The sequence below is a fragment of the Azohydromonas aeria genome (genome assembly GCF_009760915.1).
Taxonomy (GTDB): Bacteria; Pseudomonadota; Gammaproteobacteria; order Burkholderiales; family Burkholderiaceae_C; genus Azohydromonas; species Azohydromonas aeria.
Map to the genome: position 1 here is coordinate 41,648 of NZ_VIDQ01000019.1, position 18,672 is coordinate 60,319.

15 protein-coding genes are annotated in these 18,672 nt (G+C 72.2%); 8 read left to right on the top strand and 7 right to left on the bottom strand.

Annotated elements, in window-relative coordinates; genetic code table 11:
• Positions 1 to 33: 33 nt before the first annotated feature.
• From FJ694_RS13610 to FJ694_RS13620, 3 genes are all read left to right on the top strand, one after another.
• Positions 34 to 441 (top strand): SirB2 family protein, encoded by a 408-nt coding sequence (locus tag FJ694_RS13610; protein ID WP_157267779.1) that lies wholly within the window; start codon positions 34 to 36, stop codon positions 439 to 441.
• A gap of 84 nt (positions 442 to 525) precedes the next feature.
• Positions 526 to 1,116, top strand: coding sequence for a hemerythrin domain-containing protein (locus FJ694_RS13615; protein ID WP_157267780.1), 591 nt, complete (start codon positions 526 to 528; stop codon positions 1,114 to 1,116).
• Positions 1,117 to 1,379: 263 nt separating this feature from the next.
• Positions 1,380 to 1,700 carry a hypothetical protein gene (locus tag FJ694_RS13620; RefSeq protein ID WP_157267781.1) on the top strand — a complete coding sequence of 107 codons (321 nt, stop codon included), beginning with the start codon at positions 1,380 to 1,382 and terminating at the stop codon, positions 1,698 to 1,700.
• A gap of 46 nt (positions 1,701 to 1,746) precedes the next feature.
• On the opposite strand, the gene FJ694_RS13625 is transcribed toward FJ694_RS13620, so the two are convergent.
• Complete coding sequence (locus tag FJ694_RS13625; protein ID WP_157267782.1) at positions 1,747 to 2,238, bottom strand: cyanophycin metabolism-associated DUF1854 family protein; 492 nt, start codon at positions 2,236 to 2,238, stop codon at positions 1,747 to 1,749.
• A 3-nt stretch (positions 2,239 to 2,241) separates the two neighbouring features.
• Entirely contained in the window at positions 2,242 to 4,515 is a 2,274-nt protein-coding gene (locus FJ694_RS13630) for a cyanophycin metabolism-associated ABC transporter (protein ID WP_157267783.1), read from the bottom strand.
• Between the two features lie 145 nt (positions 4,516 to 4,660).
• Between FJ694_RS13630 and FJ694_RS13635 the strand changes: the two genes are divergently transcribed.
• From FJ694_RS13635 to FJ694_RS13645, 3 genes are read left to right on the top strand one after another with little or no spacing between them, the layout of a single operon-like run.
• Positions 4,661 to 6,835, top strand: coding sequence for a cyanophycin synthetase (locus FJ694_RS13635; protein WP_157267784.1), 2,175 nt, complete (start codon positions 4,661 to 4,663; stop codon positions 6,833 to 6,835).
• A complete protein-coding gene (gene cphA / locus FJ694_RS13640) occupies positions 6,835 to 9,390 on the top strand; it encodes a cyanophycin synthetase (RefSeq protein ID WP_157267785.1) in 2,556 nt (851 codons plus the stop codon). Before FJ694_RS13635 ends, cphA begins: the two co-directional genes overlap by 1 nt.
• A 40-nt stretch (positions 9,391 to 9,430) precedes the next feature.
• A complete protein-coding gene (locus tag FJ694_RS13645) occupies positions 9,431 to 10,042 on the top strand; it encodes a DUF4126 domain-containing protein (protein WP_157267786.1) in 612 nt (203 codons plus the stop codon).
• Positions 10,043 to 10,150: 108 nt separating this feature from the next.
• On the opposite strand, the gene FJ694_RS13650 is transcribed toward FJ694_RS13645, so the two are convergent.
• From FJ694_RS13650 to FJ694_RS13660, 3 genes are read right to left on the bottom strand one after another with little or no spacing between them, the layout of a single operon-like run.
• On the bottom strand, positions 10,151 to 10,867 hold the full coding sequence (locus FJ694_RS13650) for an LrgB family protein (protein WP_157267787.1): 717 nt from the start codon (positions 10,865 to 10,867) through the stop codon (positions 10,151 to 10,153).
• Positions 10,868 to 10,871: 4 nt separating this feature from the next.
• A complete protein-coding gene (locus tag FJ694_RS13655; RefSeq protein ID WP_157267788.1) occupies positions 10,872 to 11,255 on the bottom strand; it encodes a CidA/LrgA family protein in 384 nt (127 codons plus the stop codon).
• Positions 11,256 to 11,262: 7 nt separating this feature from the next.
• Positions 11,263 to 12,333 carry a glycerophosphodiester phosphodiesterase gene (locus FJ694_RS13660; RefSeq protein ID WP_232540018.1) on the bottom strand — a complete coding sequence of 357 codons (1,071 nt, stop codon included), beginning with the start codon at positions 12,331 to 12,333 and terminating at the stop codon, positions 11,263 to 11,265.
• 236 nt (positions 12,334 to 12,569) lie between these two features.
• Between FJ694_RS13660 and FJ694_RS13665 the strand changes: the two genes are divergently transcribed.
• Positions 12,570 to 15,698: a transglycosylase domain-containing protein gene (locus FJ694_RS13665; protein WP_198320824.1), complete on the top strand. Its 3,129-nt coding sequence runs from the start codon at positions 12,570 to 12,572 to the stop codon at positions 15,696 to 15,698.
• A 117-nt stretch (positions 15,699 to 15,815) separates the two neighbouring features.
• On the opposite strand, the gene FJ694_RS13670 is transcribed toward FJ694_RS13665, so the two are convergent.
• Complete coding sequence (locus FJ694_RS13670) at positions 15,816 to 16,895, bottom strand: HAF repeat-containing PEP-CTERM protein (RefSeq protein WP_157267840.1); 1,080 nt, start codon at positions 16,893 to 16,895, stop codon at positions 15,816 to 15,818.
• Between the two features lie 145 nt (positions 16,896 to 17,040).
• Positions 17,041 to 18,312 (bottom strand): O-acetylhomoserine aminocarboxypropyltransferase/cysteine synthase family protein, encoded by a 1,272-nt coding sequence (locus FJ694_RS13675; RefSeq protein ID WP_157267789.1) that lies wholly within the window; start codon positions 18,310 to 18,312, stop codon positions 17,041 to 17,043.
• 184 nt (positions 18,313 to 18,496) lie between these two features.
• Between FJ694_RS13675 and FJ694_RS13680 the strand changes: the two genes are divergently transcribed.
• Complete coding sequence (locus FJ694_RS13680; RefSeq protein WP_157267790.1) at positions 18,497 to 18,658, top strand: DUF3149 domain-containing protein; 162 nt, start codon at positions 18,497 to 18,499, stop codon at positions 18,656 to 18,658.
• The last annotated feature ends 14 nt before the right edge of the window (positions 18,659 to 18,672 follow it).

The window sequence follows — 18,672 nt, forward strand, 5'->3', positions numbered from 1 at the left end:
TGTCCGGCGCCCATGCGGGCGCCGGCTCGCGCCATGGCCCTGACCGAGCACTACTTCCTCCTCAAGCAGGCCCACGTGGGCTTCGTCTACCTCAGCGGCAGCCTGTTCGCGCTGCGCGGCGCGGCGCTGCTGGCCGGCGCGCGCTGGCCGATGGCGGTGCCGCTGCGCATTGCCGCCGTCGCCATCGACACCGCCCTCGTCGTCGCCGCGCTGCTGGTGCTCGCCGCGCTGCAGTGGATGCCCCTGTCGGCCGGCTGGCTGCACGTGAAGCTGGCGCTGCTGGTGGCCTATGTCGGCATCGGCACCTTCGTGCTCAAGCGCGCACGCAGTCGCTTGCAACGCTTGCTGGGCTGGCTGCTGGCGCTGGCGGTGTTCGGGTTCATGATCTCGGTGGCGCGCGCCCACCATCCGCTCGGACTGCTGCACGGCCTGGCCGGGTAAGCCATCCGGGCCGCCGGGCGGCATGCGCGCACCATGGGAACGCGGCTTGCCGCCATCGAGGCTCACATTCCGGAGGCCCACTTCATGAACCAGTTCCTGAGCAAGATCTCGCCCAGCATCACGAACATGATCCGCATGGATCACACCCATGTGCTGGCCACCTTCCACCAGTACGAAGTGGACACCCCGCCCAAGACCAAGCAGGCCCTGGCCAAGACGGTGTGCCTGGCGCTGGAAATCCATGCCCAGCTCGAAGAGGAAATCTTCTACCCCGCCATGCGCGAGGCGCAGAGCGACAACGCCGTGCTCGACAAGAGCGTGCCCGAGCACGACGAGATGCGCACGCTGATCGCGCGGCTGCGCACGCTGGACCCGACCGACCCGGAGCACGACCGCGTCTTCATGTCGCTGATGCGCGCCGTGATGCACCACGTCGCCGACGAGGAGACGACGCTGCTGCCGCAGGCCGAGCTGGGCCTGGCCGACCGGCTGGGCGAGCTCGGCGCGAAGATGACCAAGCGCCGCCTGGAGCTGTCGGCCCCGCACGCCGGCGAGATCGCCTCCAACACCGTGCGCACCATGCCGGCGAGCTCCATGGCGCTGGCCGCCGGCGCGCTGCTCATGGGCGGCTACATGCTCAAGCAGACCTTCCGGCACCGCCGCCACGTGGACTGACGCAGCCGCGGTCCGCCCTCACCTCCCTGACAGACCGGGCCCGCGGGCCCGGTTTTCTTTTGGGCGCTCCCCGGGCTCGCGGCTCCGGCATTCCGTCACGCCCGGGGCCCCGGCGTGGCAAGGGGCGGGCGGAGCCGTGAAGTCCTGGGCGGCGGGGCGGCGGCGGGATCGGGTCCAATCACGGGCATGACGCCGCGGCCCGACGCCCAGCCGATTCCGGCCTGCGGCGGCGCCGCACGATCCCCGTCCGAAAGCCTGCCCCCGTGAACGATCTCGCCCACAACCGACACCTGTTCATCGAAGACCTCGCGCGCCGGCTGCACGCCCTGGAAAGCGGCCAGCGCCGCATGAACGCCCTGGACTACCGGGTGCACGCGCGCATGCTGCGCCACGCCCTGGCCGGCATCCCGCGCCGCCAGCTGCAGGTGCTCATGACCTACGGCGTGGTGTGCGAGGTGATGGACAACCGCGGCTTCGATGAAGCTGCCCTGCTGCAGAGCGCCGGCCCCGGAGCGCGCGTGCTGCGCGAGCACACCGACGCGCTGCTGCGCCGGCTGCGCGACGGCAGCCGCGAGGCGGCGTAAGCGGGCCAAGCCCTGCCTGTCGGCTGACGGCCGATTGCGCGCAACGCTACAGGAACCGCTCCAGCAGCTTCCTCGACCCCTTGTCGAGCGCGAAGCGGTCGGCCCGGAACTGCACGCCGTCAGCGCTGGTGATCAGCAGCAGCCCGCCGGCCAGGCGGCGGATGTCCTCCTCGGCCTTGAGCACGAACCGGGCATCGCCGCGGTCGGTGCGCACCTGCCAGGTGCTGGGCACCGTGAAGGTGGACACCGACAGCAGCTGCTCGATGCGCGGCATGAACTCGCGCGCGGCCAGCTCCTCCTCCACCAGCGCGCGCGCCGCGGGCGTGAGCGCGTCCATGCGCTCGACCCAGGCCAGCTCGTGGCCGTCCGGCCCCACCAGCGACAGCCCCTCCAGCGGCGCCGCGATCGGAAAGGCGCGCACCGGCGTCACGCCCACGTGCTCGCGCCCCTGGGCGTCGGTGAGCACCAGGCGGCCGAAGGCGTTGCGCGCCAGGCGGAAGCCGCTCGCCTCGGTGGCGGTCGTGGTTGCATCGGCCATGGATCACACCTCCCCGGTCTGGCGCGCCACGTGCGCCTCGAGCGCGCGCGGCACCTGCGGCTCGGTATCGACGTTGCGCGCCTGCGCCTCGTACAGCCGCCAGTAGGCGCCCTGCCTTTCCATCAGCTCGTCGTGCGGCCCCACTTCCACCACTCGGCCGCGGTCCATCACCACCAGGCGGTCGGCCTTGCGCAGCGTCGAGAGCCGGTGCGCGATGGCGATGGTGGTGCGGCCCTGCACCAGGTTGTCCAGGGCCTTCTGGATCTCGCCCTCGGTTTCCGTGTCCACGCTGGAGGTGGCCTCGTCGAGGATGAGGATGCGCGGGTCGATCAGCAGCGCGCGCGCGATCGAGATGCGCTGGCGCTCGCCGCCGGAGAGGCCCTGCCCGCGCTCGCCCACCATCGAGTCGTAGCCGTGCGGCAGCCGCAGGATGAACTCGTGGGCGTGCGCCGCGCGCGCCGCGGCCACAACCTGCTCGCGCGTGGCGTCGGGGCGGCCGTAGGCGATGTTCTCGGCGATGGTGCCGAAGAACAAAAACGGCTCCTGCAGCACCAGCCCGATGTGGCGCCGGTAGTCGGCCACGCGGAAGCGCCGGATGTCGGTGCCGTCGACGCGGATGGCGCCGTCGCTGATGTCGTAGAAGCGGCAGATCAGGTTGACCAGCGTGCTCTTGCCCGAGCCGCTGTGGCCGACCAGGCCGATCATCTCGCCGGGGCGGATGTCGAGGTCCAGGCCGCGGATGACGCTGCGGTTGCCGTAGCGGAAGGTCAGCCCGCGCATCTCGATGCGCCCTTCCACCCGGGGCAGCGGCACCGGCTGCGCCGGGTCGGGCACGTTGGAGACGTGGTCGAGGATGTCGAAGATGCGCTTGGCGCCGGCGGCGGCCTTCTGCGTCACGCTCACGATGCGGCTCATCGAGTCCAGCCGCGAGTAGAAGCGGCCGATGTAGGCGATGAAGGCGGTGAGCACGCCCACCGTGATCTCGCTGCGGCTGACCAGCCAGATGCCGAAGGCCCACACCACCAGCAGCCCCATCTCGGTCAGCAGCGTCACCGTGGGCGTGAACAGGCTCCAGGTGCGGTTGAGCCGGTCGTTGACCTCCAGGTTGTGGCGGTTGGCGTCCTTGAAGCGCTGCGCCTCGCGCGCCTCCTGCGCGAAGGCCTTCACGACGCGGATGCCGGGAATGGTGTCGGCCAGCACGTTGGTGACCTCGGACCAGACGCGGTCGATCTTCTCGAAGCCGGTGCGCAGCCGCTCGCGCACGGCGTGGATGAGCCAGCCGATGATGGGCAGCGGCAGCAGCGTCACCAGCGCCAGCCACGGGTTGATCGAGAACAGGATCACCGAGGTCATGGCGATCATCAGCACGTCGGTGGCGAAGTCCAGCGCGTGCAGCGACAGGAAGACGTTGATGCGGTCGGTCTCCGAGCCGATGCGCGCCAGCAGGTCGCCGGTGCGCTTGTTGCCGAAGTAGTCCAGCGACAGCGTCAGCAGGTGCTCGTACGTCGTGGTGCGCAGGTCCGCCCCGATGCGCTCGCTCACCAGCGCCAGCAGGTACGTGCGCGCCCAGCTCAGGCCCCAGGCCAGCAGCGCCGAGCCCAGCAGCCCGGCCAGCAGCCAGCCCACCAGCGAGGTGTCGATGGCCTGGCCGTTCTGGAACGGGATCAGCACCCGGTCCATCAGCGGAATGGTCAGGTACGGCGGCACCAGCGTCGCGGCGGTGGAAGCCAGCGTGAGCAGGAAGCCCGCCAGCAGCCGGCCGCGGTAGGGCCGGGCGAAGCGGCCCAGGCGCAGCAGCACCCAGGTCGAGGTCGGCTTCGCCGGTCCCTTGACGCCGGCCTCCCGGGCCTCGGCGGCGTCGGCCGCGGCGGCCTCCTCGTCCTCGGCCGAGAGCAGCCCGGCGCGGCGCGACTGCTGCTGCTCGAAGGCGGCGATCAGGCGCTGCGCCGCCGGCCCCTGCGCCAGTGTGAAGCGCCACAGCGCCAGGCGCCGGTGCGCGTCCAGCAGCTCCAGCGTGCCCACGCCGGCGTGGTCGCTCAGGCGCAGCGCCAGGTCGCGCGTGAGCGGCCAGTCCTGCCAGCGCCCGTCGGCCGACACCGCCTGCAGCGTGCGCTCGGACAGCACCAGCGCGCCGCCGTCGGCAAAGCGCAAATGGGCATCGAGGTCAACCTGCAGCGTCGCCAGCACGTTGTCGCCAGCTTCGAGGCGGGAGGGCAAGGCGACGCGCCAGGCGGCGCCGGCCTCGCCGGACAAGGGAGCGGAGTGTGAATTTGGCATGGGCAATGGAGGCCCCCGGCGTGCGCCGCGGGGTCGGAATTCTCGCGCAAGCGGGCAACCGGCACACCTTCACGCGCGCCGCGCGAAAGCCACACCTTCAGCGAGCGGCACAATCCCGCACACGACCGGGACAGCATTACTGACCATGAGCCCCAAGAACGACATCCGGCTGCTGCGCATCAACCACCTGCGCGGGCCCAACATCTGGACCTACCGACCCGCGCTGGAGGTCTGGCTGGACCTCGGCGAGCTGGAGGACTTCCCCTCGCACCTGATCCCGGGCTTCACCGACCGGCTGCTGGCGCTGCTGCCCAACCTGATGGAGCACCACTGCGGCGTCGGCGAGCGCGGCGGCTTCGTCGAGCGGCTGCGCGAGGGCACCTGGGCCGGCCACATCCTGGAGCACGTGGTCATCGAGCTGCTCAACCTCGCGGGCATGCCCACGGGCTTCGGCCAGACGCGCAGCACCTCGCAGCGCGGCGTCTACCGCATGGTGTTCCGCGCCCGCGACGAGCAGGTGGCGCGCGCCGCGCTGGCGCAGGGGCACGCGCTGCTGATGTCGGCCATCAACGAGCGGCCCTTCGACGTGGCCGCCGCCGTCAACGTGGTGCGCGAGCAGCTCGACGACTGCTACCTCGGCCCCTCCACTGCCGCCATCGTCGAGGCGGCCACCGAGCGCCGCATCCCGCACATCCGGCTCAACAGCGGCAACCTGGTGCAGCTCGGCCACGGCGCGCGCCAGCGCCGCATCTGGACGGCGGAAACCGACCGCACCAGCGCCATCGGCGAGGGCATCGCCGGCGACAAGGACCTCACCAAGACACTGCTGGCCGCCTGCGGCGTGCCGGTGCCCGAGGGCCGCGTGGTAGAGAGTCCGTCCGAGGCCTGGGAAGCCGCCGAGGACATCGGCGTGCCGGTGGTGGTGAAGCCCTCGGACGCCAACCACGGCCGCGGCGTGTCGCTGGAGCTGACCGAACAGGCCGACATCGAGGCCGCCTTCGGCATCGCCGACGCCGAGGGCTCCGAAGTGATCGTCGAGCGCTACGTGCGCGGCAACGAGCACCGGCTGCTGGTGGTGGGCGGCAAGCTCGTGGCCGCGGCGCGCGGCGAGAGCCTGTGGATCACCGGCGACGGCCAGGGCAGCGTGGTGCAGCTCATCGACAGCCAGCTCAATTCCGACCCGCGCCGCGGCGAGGCCGAGGACCTGCCGCTGGAGACCATCCGCCTGGAGCGCGAGCCGGTGATGCGCCAGCTGCTGCAGCGCCAGGGGCTGGACGGCGACTCGGTGCCGGCCGCCGGCCGGCGCGTGCTGGTGCAGCGCAACGGCAACATGGCCTTCGACTGCACGCACGAGGTGCATCCGGAAGTCGCCGCCATGGCCGTGCTCGCGGCCAAGGTGGTGGGCCTGGACATTGCCGGCATCGACCTGGTGGCCGAGGACATTTCCAAGCCGCTGGAGGGCCAGCGCGGCGCCATCGTCGAGGTCAACGCCGGCCCGGGCCTGCTGATGCACCTGAAGCCCGCGGTGGGCACGCCGCAGCCGGTGGGCCGCGCCATCGTGGACCACCTCTTCGCCGAGGGCGAGAGCGGGCGCATCCCCATTGTCGGCGTGGCCGGCACGCGCGGCACGCACGTCACGGCGCGGCTGGTGGCGTGGCTGCTGCACCTGCGCGGCACGCCCGTGGGCCTGGCGTGCCGCGACGGCCTGTTCATGGAGAACCGCCTGGTGCAGGGCGGCCACCGCGCCGACTGGGCATCGGGCCACCGGCTGCTGATGAACCGCCGCATCGAGGCCGCCGTGGTCGAGAACGGCCCGCTGTCGATCCTGAGCGACGGCCTGGCCTACGACCGCTGCCACGTCGGCATCGTCACCGACCTCGAAGGCGCCGAGCTGCTCGCCGACCACGACATCCGCGACGCCGACCAGCTGCCCAAGGTGCTGCGCACCCAGGTGGACGTGGTGCTCGACGACGGCGTGGCCGTGCTCAATGCCGGCGACGAGCGCGTCGCGGCGCTGGCCGCGCTGTGCGACGGCGAGTCGATCCTGTACGCGCTCGACGCGGACAACGCCGCGCTGGCCGCGCACGTGGAAGGCGGCGGCCGCGCCGTGCGGCTGCAGGGCCGCGGCGCCGAGCTGCTGGCACCCGACGCGCAGCCGCAGCGCATCGAGCTGGGCCCCTGGGGCGAAGGCGCCCGGGCCGAGGCCGTGCTGCCCGCCGTGGCCGCCGCCTGGGCGCTGGGCATCGCCCCGGCCCTGATCCGTGCCGGCATCGAAACCTTCGATGCCGAGCTGGCGCGCAACCCGAATCCGAACCGCTGATGAACGTCTCACGCATCCGGGCCCTGCGCGGCCCCAACCTCTGGAGCCGCCACACCGCCATCGAGGCCGTGGTGGCCTGCGAGGGCGCCGAAAACGCCCTTGCCGACATGCCCGGCTTCGAGTCCCGGCTGCGCCAGCGCTTTCCGGGGCTGGCCACGCTGCCGCGCGGCGCCGGCCTGGCGCACGTGCTCGAAGCCGCCACGCTCAACCTGCAGGCCCAGGCCGGCTGCCCGGTCACCTTCAGCCGCACCCAGCCCACGCTCGATGCCGGCGTGTACCAGGTGGTGGTCGAGTACACCGAGGAGGCCGTGGGCCGCATGGCCTTCGACACCGCGCGCGCGCTGGTGGACGCGGCGCTGGCCGACGCCGCCTTCGACCTCGACGCCGCGCTGGCCGCGCTGCGCGAGAAGGACGAGGACGTGCGCCTGGGCCCCTCCACCGGCTCCATCGTCGCCGCGGCGCTGGCGCGCGGCATCCCGTACCGGCGCCTGACCGAGGGCAGCCTGGTGCAGTTCGGCTGGGGCGCCAGGCAGCGCCGCATCTGGGCCGCCGAGGTGGACACCACCAGCGCCGTGTCCGAGTCCATCGCGCAGGACAAGGACCTGACCAAGAAGCTGCTGGCCGCCGCAGGCGTGCCGGTGCCCATCGGCCGGCCCGTGGCCAGCATGGACGAGGCCTGGGAAGTCGCCAACGAGATCGGGCTGCCGGTGGTGCTCAAGCCGCTGGACGGCAACCAGGGCAAGGGCGTGACGGTCAACGTCGCCACGCGCGAGCACATGGAGATCGCCTACCGGGTGGCCGCCGAGATCGGCGAGGTGCTGGTCGAGAAGTTCCTGCCCGGCAGCGACTACCGGCTGCTCGTGGTCGGCGACCGGCTCGTGGCCGCGGCGCGGCGCGACCCGCCGCAGGTCGCAGGCGACGGCGTGCACACCGTGCGCGAGCTGGTCGAGCAGGTCAACGCCGACCCCAGGCGCGGCGACGGCCACGCCACCTCGCTGACCAAGATCCGCCTGGACGACATCGCGCTGGCGCGGCTGGACGTGCAGGGCCTCACGCCGGAGTCCGTGCCCGAGAAGGGCCGCCGCGTGACGCTGCGCAACAACGCCAACCTCTCCACCGGCGGCTCCGCCACCGACGTCACCGACGACGTGCACCCGGAAGTGGCCGCGCGCGCCGTGGCGGCGGCGCAGATGATCGGGCTGCACATCTGCGGCGTGGACGTGGTGTGCGAGAGCGTGCTGCGCCCGCTGGAGGAACAGAGCGGCGGCGTGGTCGAGGTCAATGCCGCGCCGGGGCTGCGCATGCACCTGTCGCCCTCGTACGGCAAGGGCCGCAACGTGGGCGAGGCCATGATCGGCCGCCTCTACGCGCCGGGCGACGACGGGCGCATCCCGGTGGTGGCCGTCACCGGCACCAACGGCAAGACCACCGTGACGCGGCTGATCGCGCACCTGTTCGCCAGCGCCGGCCTGCGCGTGGGCATGACCAACACCGACGGCGTCTACGTCAACGGCCGCCAGACCGACAGCGGCGACTGCAGCGGCCCCAAGAGCGCGCGCAACGTGCTGCTGCACCCGGAGGTGGACGCGGCCGTGTTCGAGACCGCGCGCGGCGGCGTGCTGCGCGAGGGCCTGGGCTTCGACCGCTGCAGCGTGGCCGTGGTCACCAACATCGGCGCGGGCGACCACCTGGGGCTGAACTACATCACCACGGTCGAGGACCTGGCGGTGCTCAAGCGCGTGATCGTGCAGAACGTGGCCGAGAGCGGCTACGCGGTGCTCAACGCCGCGGACCCGACCGTGGCGGCCATGGCGCACGTGTGCCCGGGCAAGGTGATCTTCTTCGCCGCCGACCGGCACCACCCGCTCATGGCCACGCACCGCGCGCAGGGCCAGCGCACCGTGTTCGTGGACGGCGACGCCGTGATCGCCGCCGAGGGCACCTGGCGCGAGAGCCTGCCGCTGCGCGACATCCCGCTGACGCGTTCCGGCTCGATCGGCTTCCAGGTCGAGAACGTGATGGCCGCCGTCGCCGCGGCCTGGGCCTCGGGGTTGAGCTGGGACGCGGTGCGCCGCGGGCTGGCCAGCTTCGTCAACGACGCGCACAACGCGCCGGGGCGCTTCAACGTCATGGACTACCGCGGCGCCACGCTGATCGCCGACTACGGCCACAACCCCGACGCCATGCGCGCGCTGGTGGCGGCCATCTCGACCATGCCGGCGAAGAAGCGCTCGGTGGTAATCAGCGGCGCCGGCGACCGGCGCGACGAGGACATCACCGAGCAGACGCAGATCCTGGGCGCGGCCTTTGACGAGGTCGTGCTCTACCAGGACCAGGCGCAGCGCGGGCGCGCCGACGGCGAGGTCATCGCGCTGCTGCGCCAGGGCCTGCAGGGCGCGGCGCGCACGCGCCACGTCGAGGAGATCCGCGGCGAGTTCGTCGCCATCGACTCGGCGCTGTCGCGGCTGCAGCCGGGCGACCTGTGCCTGATCCTCATCGACCAGGTGGAAGAGGCGCTGGCGCACCTGGCGCAGCGCTGCGCCGAGGCCGCCTGAGAGGCCTGGAGCCCGGGGCGGCACGCGTGACCGGGCCGTCATGAACGCCGCCGCGCCGCAGGACCTGACGCAGCTCGCGGCCCTGGCCGCGGCGCTGGGCTGGGCCAGCGGCATGCGGCTCTATGCCGCGGTGTTCCTCACCGGGCTGGCGGGCTGGCTGCAGTGGGTCACCCTGCCGCCAGGACTGCAGGTGCTGCAGTCGCCGCTGGTGCTGGGCGCGGCGGGCGTGATGCTGCTACTGGAGTTCATCGCCGACAAGGTGCCGGCGGTGGACTCGCTCTGGGACGCCGTCCACACCTTCATTCGCATCCCGGCCGGCGCCGCGCTGGCCGCGGGGGCGCTGTCCGGCGCCACCGGCACCGACACGGCCAGCTGGGCCGTGATCGCCGCCCTGGCCGGCGGCACGCTGGCCGCCACGGCGCACGCCGGCAAGGCCAGCACGCGCGCGGCGGTGAACACCTCGCCGGAGCCCTTCTCCAACCTCGCCCTGTCCCTGGCCGGCGACGCCGCCGTGCCGGGGCTGCTGTGGCTGTCGTGGGCGCATCCGCTCGCCCTCTTCGGCGTGCTGGCGCTGGGCGTGGCGCTGGCCCTGGGACTCACCTTCACGCTGTGGCGCTTCGTGCGGCGCAAGCTCGGGGCGATGCGGCGCTGACGGGGCCCAGCGAATATTTCACTATCTGGTTTCAAACATGCCAGAACATTTCACGGACATTTTTGACATGCCGCCGAACAAATCACCAAGGCGGTGGCGGAACGAAGGTCAGCCCAGGAAGCGCGCCGCCAGCGGCATCAGCAGCGCTGCCAGCAGCACCTGCAGCCCCAGCGCCATGCCGGCGTAGGCGCCGGCGTCGGGGTGCACCTGCAGGGCACGCGCCGCGCCAATGCCGTGCGCGGCCGTGCCCAGCGCGAAGCCACGCACGGCCCAGTCGCGCACGCCCAGGCCGTCGAAGAGGTACTTGGCCGACAGCGCGCCCACCATGCCGGTGAGCACCGCGAACAGCGCCGCCAGCGCCGGGATGCCGCCCAGGCGCTCGGCGATGCCCATGGCCACCGGCGCGGTCACGGACTTCGGCGCCAGCGAGCGCAGCACGTCCGCCGGCAGCCCCAGCGCCCAGCCCAGGGCCAGCGCGCTGCCCGCGGCCGCCGTGCCTCCCGCCAGCGCCGCCAGCACCAGCGCCGCGCCGCGGCGGCGCAGCGCCTCGCGCCGCAGCCACAGCGGCCAGCCCAGCGCCACCACCGCCGGCCCCAGCAGCACGTGCACGAACTGCGCGCCGGCGAAGTACGCGGGATACGGCGTGCGCGTGGCCAGCAGCAGCAGGCCCAGCATCGCCACCGACCACAGCACCGGGTTCGCCCACGGCGCGTGGCCCACGCGGGCGTAGAAGGCCTGCGCCAGCACGTAGGTCACGAGCGTGGCGGTGAGCCCGAACAGCGGCGTGGAGGCCATGTAGACCCAGAGCTGCACGAAGTCGGCCATGACGTCAGTCCTCCTTGTCGGTCGCCGACGGCGCGTCGCCGGCGCCGGCCGAGCGCGCCAGCAGCGCGCGCAGCACCAGCGCCGTCACGGCCATGCCCACCCAGGTGGACAGCACGATGGCCAGCAGCAGCTTCCAGCCGTACTGCGACAGCAGCGCCAGGTGCGTGATCACGCCCACGCCCACCGGCACGAACAGCAGCGACAGGTGCGCCAGCAGCGCTTCCGCCGCCGCCGCCACCGGCGCGCGCAGCGCCTCGACGCGCAGCGCCACGAGCAGCAGCGCCAGCCCCAGCACCGGCCCGGGCAGCGGCAGCTGAAAGCCGCGCGCCAGGGCTTCGCCCAGCGCCTGCAGCAGCAGCAGCAGGGCCAGTCCGCGCAGCGCTTCCATGGCGGCTTCAGCCCCGGCGCGCGGCGCGGGCCTGCACGGCGGCGCGGCCCTGCGCCGGGTGGTCGGTGAAGAAGCCGTCCAGGCCGGCGTCGAGGAAGGCGTCCAGGCAGCCGGCGAGGTCGCCGTGCGCGGCCGGGTCCGTGCCGCGCCAGAACTGCGCGGGCAGGAAGCGGTTCTCGGCGCGGAAGGTCCAGGCATGGACCTGCAGCCCGGCGGCGTGCGCCCGCGCCACCAGCGGCGTGGGCGTGCCGAGCACGCCGCCCAGGCGGCGCGGGATGACGAGGTCGGCATGCACGCCGAGGGCCTGCGCGTAGCGGGCGACCTCGCCGAGACCGGCGGGCGTGAGCAGGTCGGCGTAGCGGCGCTGGTCGCCGCTCAGCGTGAAGTCCCGGGGCGCCCCGCCGGGCTCGACGAGCTGCACCAGCGGCAGCTCCGTCATCTCGCGCAGCGCGCGCAGGTTGGCGACCTCAAAGGACTGGATGAACACCGGCGCGCGCGGCCCGCGCAGCCCCGCGCCGTGCAGCGCGCGCACCAGCGGCGGCTCCAGCGCCAGGCCCAGGGACTGGAAATGGCTCGGGTGCTTGGTCTCCGGGTAGAGCCCCACCGGGCGCCCGGGGCGGTGCGCGTTGACCTCGGCCAGCAGCGACAGGATCTGGTCAAGGCTGGGCACGGCGAAGCGGTCGTCGAAGGCCGTGCCGCGCAGCGCGGGCAGCCGCTCGCGCGCGCGCAGCGTCTGCAGCTCGGCCCAGGTGAAGTCCTCGGTGAACCAGCCGATGCGGGCGTGGCCGTCGATGGATTTCTTGCGGCAGCGCGCGGCAAATTCGGGACGGTCGGCCACGTCGGTGGTGGCCTCGCGCAGCGAGCCGTCGGGGTGGAGCAGCGCCAGCGCGTTCTCGTGGCGCGCCACCAGCACCCCGTCACGGGTGCTGACCAGGTCGGGCTCGATGAAGTCGGCCCCCTGTTCGATGGCCAGCGCATAGGCCGCCAGGGTGTGCTCGGGCCGGCATCCGCTGGCCCCGCGGTGGGCGATCACGAGGGGGTCCATGGGGCGCAGCATCGCACGCAGGGGGGCTTCCACGAGAGGCTCGAAATGCGCGCCGGGCTCGCGCCGCAAGAGCGGAAAAAGCCCGTCGCACGGGGGTATCCCGGACAAGACCCGCGGCTTGGCAAGGCCCATTCCCAGGACGCCCAGGAAAGGCCGGGACAACCCTCGTTGGTACGCTCCCACACCAAAGTCCGGACAACCTGAATGGGCGTGGAATAGGTCACGGTTCGCAGTATCGTGAGTGCCAACCTCACTGAAGTTGTGCTGCCTTGAAGCCCTTCCTCTCATGGCGAAAGCTCGGCCGCCTCGTGGTGCCGGGCGTGGGGATCGCGGCTGTCGCAGCAGCCGCGTATGCGCTGATCGAGGAAGTCCAGACCTCCCGATGGCAGGCGCGACAGATCTCCAAGGTCGCCGGCGAGCTGGGCTTCGAAGTGCAGCCCGGCGCCACCGACCAGGTGCGCTATCCCGGCGAAGGCCCGTACGACCTGCGCCTGGGCTACACGCAGTTGCCCATGTTCATCGACCGGCTGCAGCGCCAGGGCTACGCGGTGCAGTCGCAGGCGCGCATGTCGCCGCGCATGGTCAGCCTGGCCGACCACGGCGTGTTCCCCACCTACCACGAGAAGAACCAGGGCGGGCTGGACTTGGTGGACTGCCGCGGCGAGTCGATGTTCGCCGCGCGCTACCCGCAGCGCGTGTACCCGGGCTTCGACGCCGTGCCGCCGCTGCTGGTGCAGGCGCTGCTGTTCATCGAGAACCGCGAGCTGCTCGACGCCAACACGCCGCAGCGCAACCCGGCCGTGGAATGGGACCGCTTCGGCAAGGCTGCGGTGTCGATGGGCATGCGCCTGGTGGGCGACTCCGGGCGCTCGCCCGGCGGCAGCACGCTGGCCACGCAGATCGAGAAGTACCGCCACTCGCCCGAAGGCCGCACCGAGGGCGTGAAGGACAAGCTGCGCCAGATGGCCTCGGCCTCGCTGCGCGCCTACCTGGACGGCCCGGACACGCTGGAGCGGCGCAGGCAGATCGTCACCGACTACATCAACACCGTGCCGCTGGCGGCCAAGGCCGGCTTCGGCGAGGTCAACGGCCTGGGCGACGGGATGTGGGCCTGGTACGGACGCGACTTCGAGGAGGTCAACCAACTGCTCACCGACAGCGGCGAGCTGCCGCGCCCGGATCTTCAGGCGCAGCAGGCACTGGCCTTCAAGCAGGCGCTGTCGCTGATGATCTCGCAGCGCCGCCCCTCGCACTACCTGCTCGACGCCGACACCAACCTCGACGAGCTCACCAACAGCTACCTGCGGCTGCTCACCGATGCCGGGCTGATCAGCCCGGCGCTGCGCGACGCGGCGCTGGCGATCAAGCTGGAACTCTCGCCGCAGCCGGTGGCGCGCGCGCCGCAGCAGAGCTTCGTGGACCGCAAGGCCGCCACGGCCGTGCGCACGCGGCTGTCGGCCATGCTCGACGTGCCGCGCGCCTACGACCTCGACCGCATCGACGTGCGCGCCAGCGCCACGCTCGACACGCCCGTGCAGCGCACCGCCACCGAGCTGCTGCGCGGACTGCGCACGCCCGAAGGCGCGCGCGCGGCCGGGCTCTACGGCCACCACCTGCTCAAGGAGGGCGACGACCCGAGCAAGCTCGTCTTCAGCTTCACGCTCTTCGAGCGCGGCGAGGGCGTGAACCGGCTGCGCGTGCAGACCGACAACTGGGACCAGCCCTTCGACATCAACGAGGGCGCACGGCTGGACCTGGGCTCCACCTCCAAGCTGCGCACGCTGGTGACCTACCTGGAGATGGTGGCCGAGCTGCACGAGCGCTGGGGCAAGCTCGACCCGATCGAGCTGGCGGCGCTGCAGCCGCACGAGCGCGACCACATCGGGCGCTGGGCGCGCGAGTACCTGATGCGCACCGGCGAGCGCGCGCTGCAGCCCATGCTCGACGCGGCGATGCTGCGCAAGTACTCGGCCGGCCCGGGCGAAGGCTTCTTCACCGGCGGCGGGCTGCACTACTTCGCCAACTTCGAGCCCAACGACAACGGCCGCATCATGACCGTGGCCGAGGCGATGCGGCACTCGGTCAACCTGCCCTTCATCCGGCTCATGCGCGACGTGGTCTGGCACGTCATGTACAACTCGCCCACCACCGACCCGGCGCTGTTCACCGACCCGGACAGCCCGCAGCGGCGCGAGTACCTGCAGCGCTTCGCCGACAAGGAAGGCCAGGCCTACCTGCTGCGCTTCTGGCGCAAGTACCAGGGCAAGGACTGGGCGCAGGCGCGCGAGACGCTGCTGCAGGGCGTGCGCGAGACGCCCCCGAAGCTCACCGCGGTGCTACGCACCATCGAGCCCCAGGCCAGCATGCAGGACCTCTCCGACTTCCTGGTGCAGCGCCTCGAAGGCGAGATGCCCGACTACACCGACCGCGAGCTGCGCAAGCTCTACGACACCTACGACCCCGCGCGCATGTCGCTGCACGACCGCGGCTACGTTGCCAGCGTGCACCCGCTGGAGCTGTGGCTGGTGGGCTGGTTGCGCATGCATCCCGAAGGCACCTTCACCCAGGCCGTCGAGGCCAGCGCCAAGGAGCGCCAGGAGGTCTACGCCTGGCTGTTCAAGACCAGGTACCGCGGCGCGCAGGACGTGCGCATCCGCAACCTGCTGGAGATCGAGGCCTTCCTCGACATCCACCGCCGCTGGAAGCGCCTGGGCTACCCCTTCGAATCGCTCACGCCCTCCTACGCCTCGGCGCTGGGCGCCTCGGGCGACCGACCCGCGGCGCTGGCGGAGTTCATGGGCATCCTGGCCAACGGCGGCGTGCGCCAGGGCGCCGCGCGCATCGAGGAGCTGCACTTCGCCGCCGGCACGCCCTACGAGACGCGGCTGGCGCTGCGCGGCAACGCGCTGGAGCGCGTGCTGCCCGAGGAGGTGGCCTTCACGGCGCGGCGCGCCGCCTTCGACGTGGTGGCCAACGGCACGGCGCGCCGGCTCAACGGCGTGCTCAAGCTGGCCGACGGCAGCGTCGTGCCCATCGGCGGCAAGACCGGCACCGGCGACCACCGCAAGGAGAGCTTCGGCCGCTACGGGCAGATGCTGTCCTCGCGCGTGATCAGCCGCTCGGCCACCTTCATGTTCGTCATCGGCGACCGCTACTTCGGCACCATGATGGCCTACGTCCAGGAGCCCGACGCCGCGAAGTACAAGTTCACCAGCGCGCTGCCGTCGCAGCTGATGAAGTCGCTGGCGCCCGCGCTCGTCCCGCTGCTGGAAAAGGGCTCGTGCGAGGTGCCCAGGCGCGAGCCGGAAACGGCCCCCGCCGAGGTGCTGCAGAACGTGCAGGCACCGCGTGCCATCCAGATCCGCGCCGAGGCGCCGGCGCAGCAGGCCGCACGCTGAGCGCGCAGCGGCGCTTCACACCCTCTCCCCGGCCGGGCCCCTCGCGGGCCCGGCGCCGTTTCGGGGCTGTTTCAGGCGCCGTTCGAGGTGCTCACTCCGGCGCCGTGCTCAGCTCACTCAGCGCGCTCGCCGCCGCCGCGCCGCCGCGCCCAGCACGCCCAGCCCCGCCAGCAGCAGCGCCCACTGCCCCGGCTCGGGCACCGGCGTGGCGACGAAGCCGCGCAGCGCGCCGTGGTAGAGGCCGTAGCCCACGATCGCGCCGCCGTCGTTGATGCCCTGCGCCGACAGCAGCGTCCAGCGCCCGGCCTGGTCGGGCGCCACGAGCGTGTTGAGGTCCCAGCGCGTGCCCTCGCGCCACAGGAAGGCGGCCAGATCCTGCTCGCCCACGACCCAGCCGCGCTCGTTGATGTCGAAGGCCTGCCCGAAGCCCCCGTCGGCCAGCGCCGTCATGGCGCCGCCGCTGTAGAGGAACGGCAGCAGCTCGCCGCCGGCGCTGTAGCTGTAGCCCACCACCTGCCCCGCGTCGTTGACGGCCTGCGCCTGGCCGAAGGTGCCGCCCAGCGAGGGCAGCAGCGTGGCGCGGCCGTCCTCCCACACGAAGGGGCGGCGCACCACGTCTCCCGGCATCACCGCGCCGCCGACGACCACGCCGCGGTTGTTGAGGTCCAGCCCCTCGCTGGTGCCGCCGATGCGCAGCTCGCGGCTGGCGGTGCCGTCGAAGTACAGCGTGTGGCCGCTGAGCTGCCCCGTGGCCTGGCCCGCGTCGTTGACGGCATTGGCCACGCCCTGGACGAAGCTGCCGAAGGGCGCGGCCAGGTCGGTCCAGCGCCCGCCGCTCCACAGCACCGGGCGCTGGTTGCCCGCGGCGTCGAGCGACCAGCCCGCGACGTCGCCGCGCGCGTTGAGCCCGGTGGCCTCGCTCCAGCGCCCGCCCAGCGTGCCCAGGCCGCGCAGGCCATCGCGACCGGGCCCCAGCACGGCCTGGCGTGTGCGCGACGTGCCATCGAGCACGGTGCCGGCAATGAGCCCGGCGTCGTTGATGTCCACTCCTACGCTGGCGCTGCGCGGCAGGCCCAGCGTGCCCAGGTTCTGCACCCGGTAGCGCGGCGCCTCCTCGGCCGCCTGCGCCGCGCCGCCCAGCGCGGTGGCGGCGATGGCAACGGTCACTCCCTGCAGCAACGGTTCGATCAGCTTCATGCGGCACCTCCGGCAGCCGCCACGGCATGAGGGGTGCCCGCGCCGCGCCGGCGCAGGGCTCGAATCGTCTCTTACGCGGCTGCAATGAAGCGTGCGGAATTCGCGGGGGCCTCATGCGGCCGGCGCACAAGCCCCCGGCACCGCCTCACACCGCCGCCAGCGCCTGGTCGATGTCGGCCTTGAGGTCGTCGATGTGCTCGATGCCGATGGACAGCCGCACCGTGTCCACCGTCACGCCGGCCTTGGCCAGCTCCTCGGGCGAGAGCTGGCGGTGCGTGGTCGAGGCCGGGTGGCAGGCCAGCGACTTGGCGTCGCCGATGTTGACCAGCCGCGTCACGAGCTTCAGGGCGTCCTGGAAGCGCGCCCCGCCCTCGATGCCGCCCTGCACGCCGAAGGTCAGGATGCCGGAGGCGCGCCCGCCCATGTAGCGCTGCACCAGCTCGTGGTCGGCATGGTCGGGCAGGCCCGCGTAGTTGACCCACTTCACCTTCGGATGCGCCTTCAGGTGCTGCGCGATGGCGAGCGTGTTGTCGCAGATGCGCTCCATGCGCAGCGACACCGTCTCGATGCCCTGCAGGATCAGGAAGGCGTTGAACGGGCTCAGCGCCGCGCCCGTGTTGCGCAGCGGCACCACGCGCGCGCGGCCGATGTAGGCCGCATCACCCAGCGCCTGGGTGTAGACCACGCCGTGGTAGCTCACGTCGGGCTCGTTGAGGCGCTTGAAGCGCTGCGCGTGCTGGGCCCAGGGGAAGCGGCCCGAGTCCACGATCGCGCCGCCGATGGAGTTGCCGTGGCCGCCGAGGTACTTCGTGAGCGAGTGCACCACGATGTCGGCGCCATGCTCGAAGGGCCGGCACAGGAACGGCGTGGGCACGGTGTTGTCCACGATCAGCGGCACGCCGTGGCGGTGCGCGATGTCGGCCAGCGCCTTGAAGTCGGTGACGTTGCCCAGCGGGTTGCCGATGGACTCGCAGAAGATGGCCTTGGTGCGCTCGTCGATGAGCGGCTCGAAGGCAGCCGGGTCGCGCGGGTCGGCGAAGCGCACGTTGATGCCCGAGAGCGGCAGCGTGTGCGCGAACAGGTTGTAGGTGCCGCCGTAGAGCGTGGAGGAGGAGACGATGTTGTCGCCGGCCTCGGCAATCGTCTGGATGGCGTAGCTGATGGCCGCCATCCCCGAGGCCACCGCCAGCGCGCCGATGCCGCCTTCCAGGGCCGCGATGCGCTGCTCCAGCACCGCGGTGGTCGGATTCATGATGCGGGTGTAGATGTTGCCCGTCACCTTCAGGTCGAACAGGTCGGCACCGTGCTGCGTGTCGTCGAAAGCGTAGGCCGTGGTCTGGTAGATCGGCACCGCCACCGCCTTGGTGGTCGGGTCCGGGCTGTAGCCGCCGTGCACGGCCAGGGTCTCGAATTTCATGGCTTGCTCCTCCGTCGAATCAGGGGACTCGCAGTGTAGGCAGCGCGGCGGCCGGTGCGGGCGCACCGGCGCTTGCGCTGGCTCAAAGGCGTCCGGAGCCGGTTTTGAGCCTGCGCAAATCGCGCCTGGTGCCCCGGGAGTCAGATAGCGGCATCGAACACCGAATGACTTCCAGGAGGACGCCATGCATGCACTGAAGGATCTGCTGACCACCGACTACGGCCTGATGAGCGTGGGCGTGATTGCCCTCACGCTGGGCCTGGGCGGCTTCTACCTGCGCTACTTCCTGAACCACATCCGGGACGAGTCGGCCCGCCACGCCGCTTCTCTGGCCGCCAAGCGCTGATCCGGCCTTTCCCC

What these genes read in the sequence shown, in the direction of transcription:
- FJ694_RS13610 (WP_157267779.1), top strand. Translation starts at nt 34, where the DNA reads ATGGCCCTGACCGAGCACTACTTCCTCCTCAAGCAGGCCCACGTGGGC.
- FJ694_RS13615 (WP_157267780.1), top strand. Translation starts at nt 526, where the DNA reads ATGAACCAGTTCCTGAGCAAGATCTCGCCCAGCATCACGAACATGATC.
- FJ694_RS13625 (WP_157267782.1), bottom strand. Translation starts at nt 2,238, where the DNA reads ATGGCCGATGCAACCACGACCGCCACCGAGGCGAGCGGCTTCCGCCTG.
- FJ694_RS13630 (WP_157267783.1), bottom strand. Translation starts at nt 4,515, where the DNA reads ATGCCAAATTCACACTCCGCTCCCTTGTCCGGCGAGGCCGGCGCCGCC.
- FJ694_RS13635 (WP_157267784.1), top strand. Translation starts at nt 4,661, where the DNA reads ATGAGCCCCAAGAACGACATCCGGCTGCTGCGCATCAACCACCTGCGC.
- cphA (WP_157267785.1), top strand. Translation starts at nt 6,835, where the DNA reads ATGAACGTCTCACGCATCCGGGCCCTGCGCGGCCCCAACCTCTGGAGC.
- FJ694_RS13645 (WP_157267786.1), top strand. Translation starts at nt 9,431, where the DNA reads ATGAACGCCGCCGCGCCGCAGGACCTGACGCAGCTCGCGGCCCTGGCC.
- FJ694_RS13650 (WP_157267787.1), bottom strand. Translation starts at nt 10,867, where the DNA reads ATGGCCGACTTCGTGCAGCTCTGGGTCTACATGGCCTCCACGCCGCTG.
- FJ694_RS13655 (WP_157267788.1), bottom strand. Translation starts at nt 11,255, where the DNA reads ATGGAAGCGCTGCGCGGACTGGCCCTGCTGCTGCTGCTGCAGGCGCTG.
- FJ694_RS13670 (WP_157267840.1), bottom strand. Translation starts at nt 16,895, where the DNA reads ATGAAGCTGATCGAACCGTTGCTGCAGGGAGTGACCGTTGCCATCGCC.
- FJ694_RS13675 (WP_157267789.1), bottom strand. Translation starts at nt 18,312, where the DNA reads ATGAAATTCGAGACCCTGGCCGTGCACGGCGGCTACAGCCCGGACCCG.
- FJ694_RS13680 (WP_157267790.1), top strand. Translation starts at nt 18,497, where the DNA reads ATGCATGCACTGAAGGATCTGCTGACCACCGACTACGGCCTGATGAGC.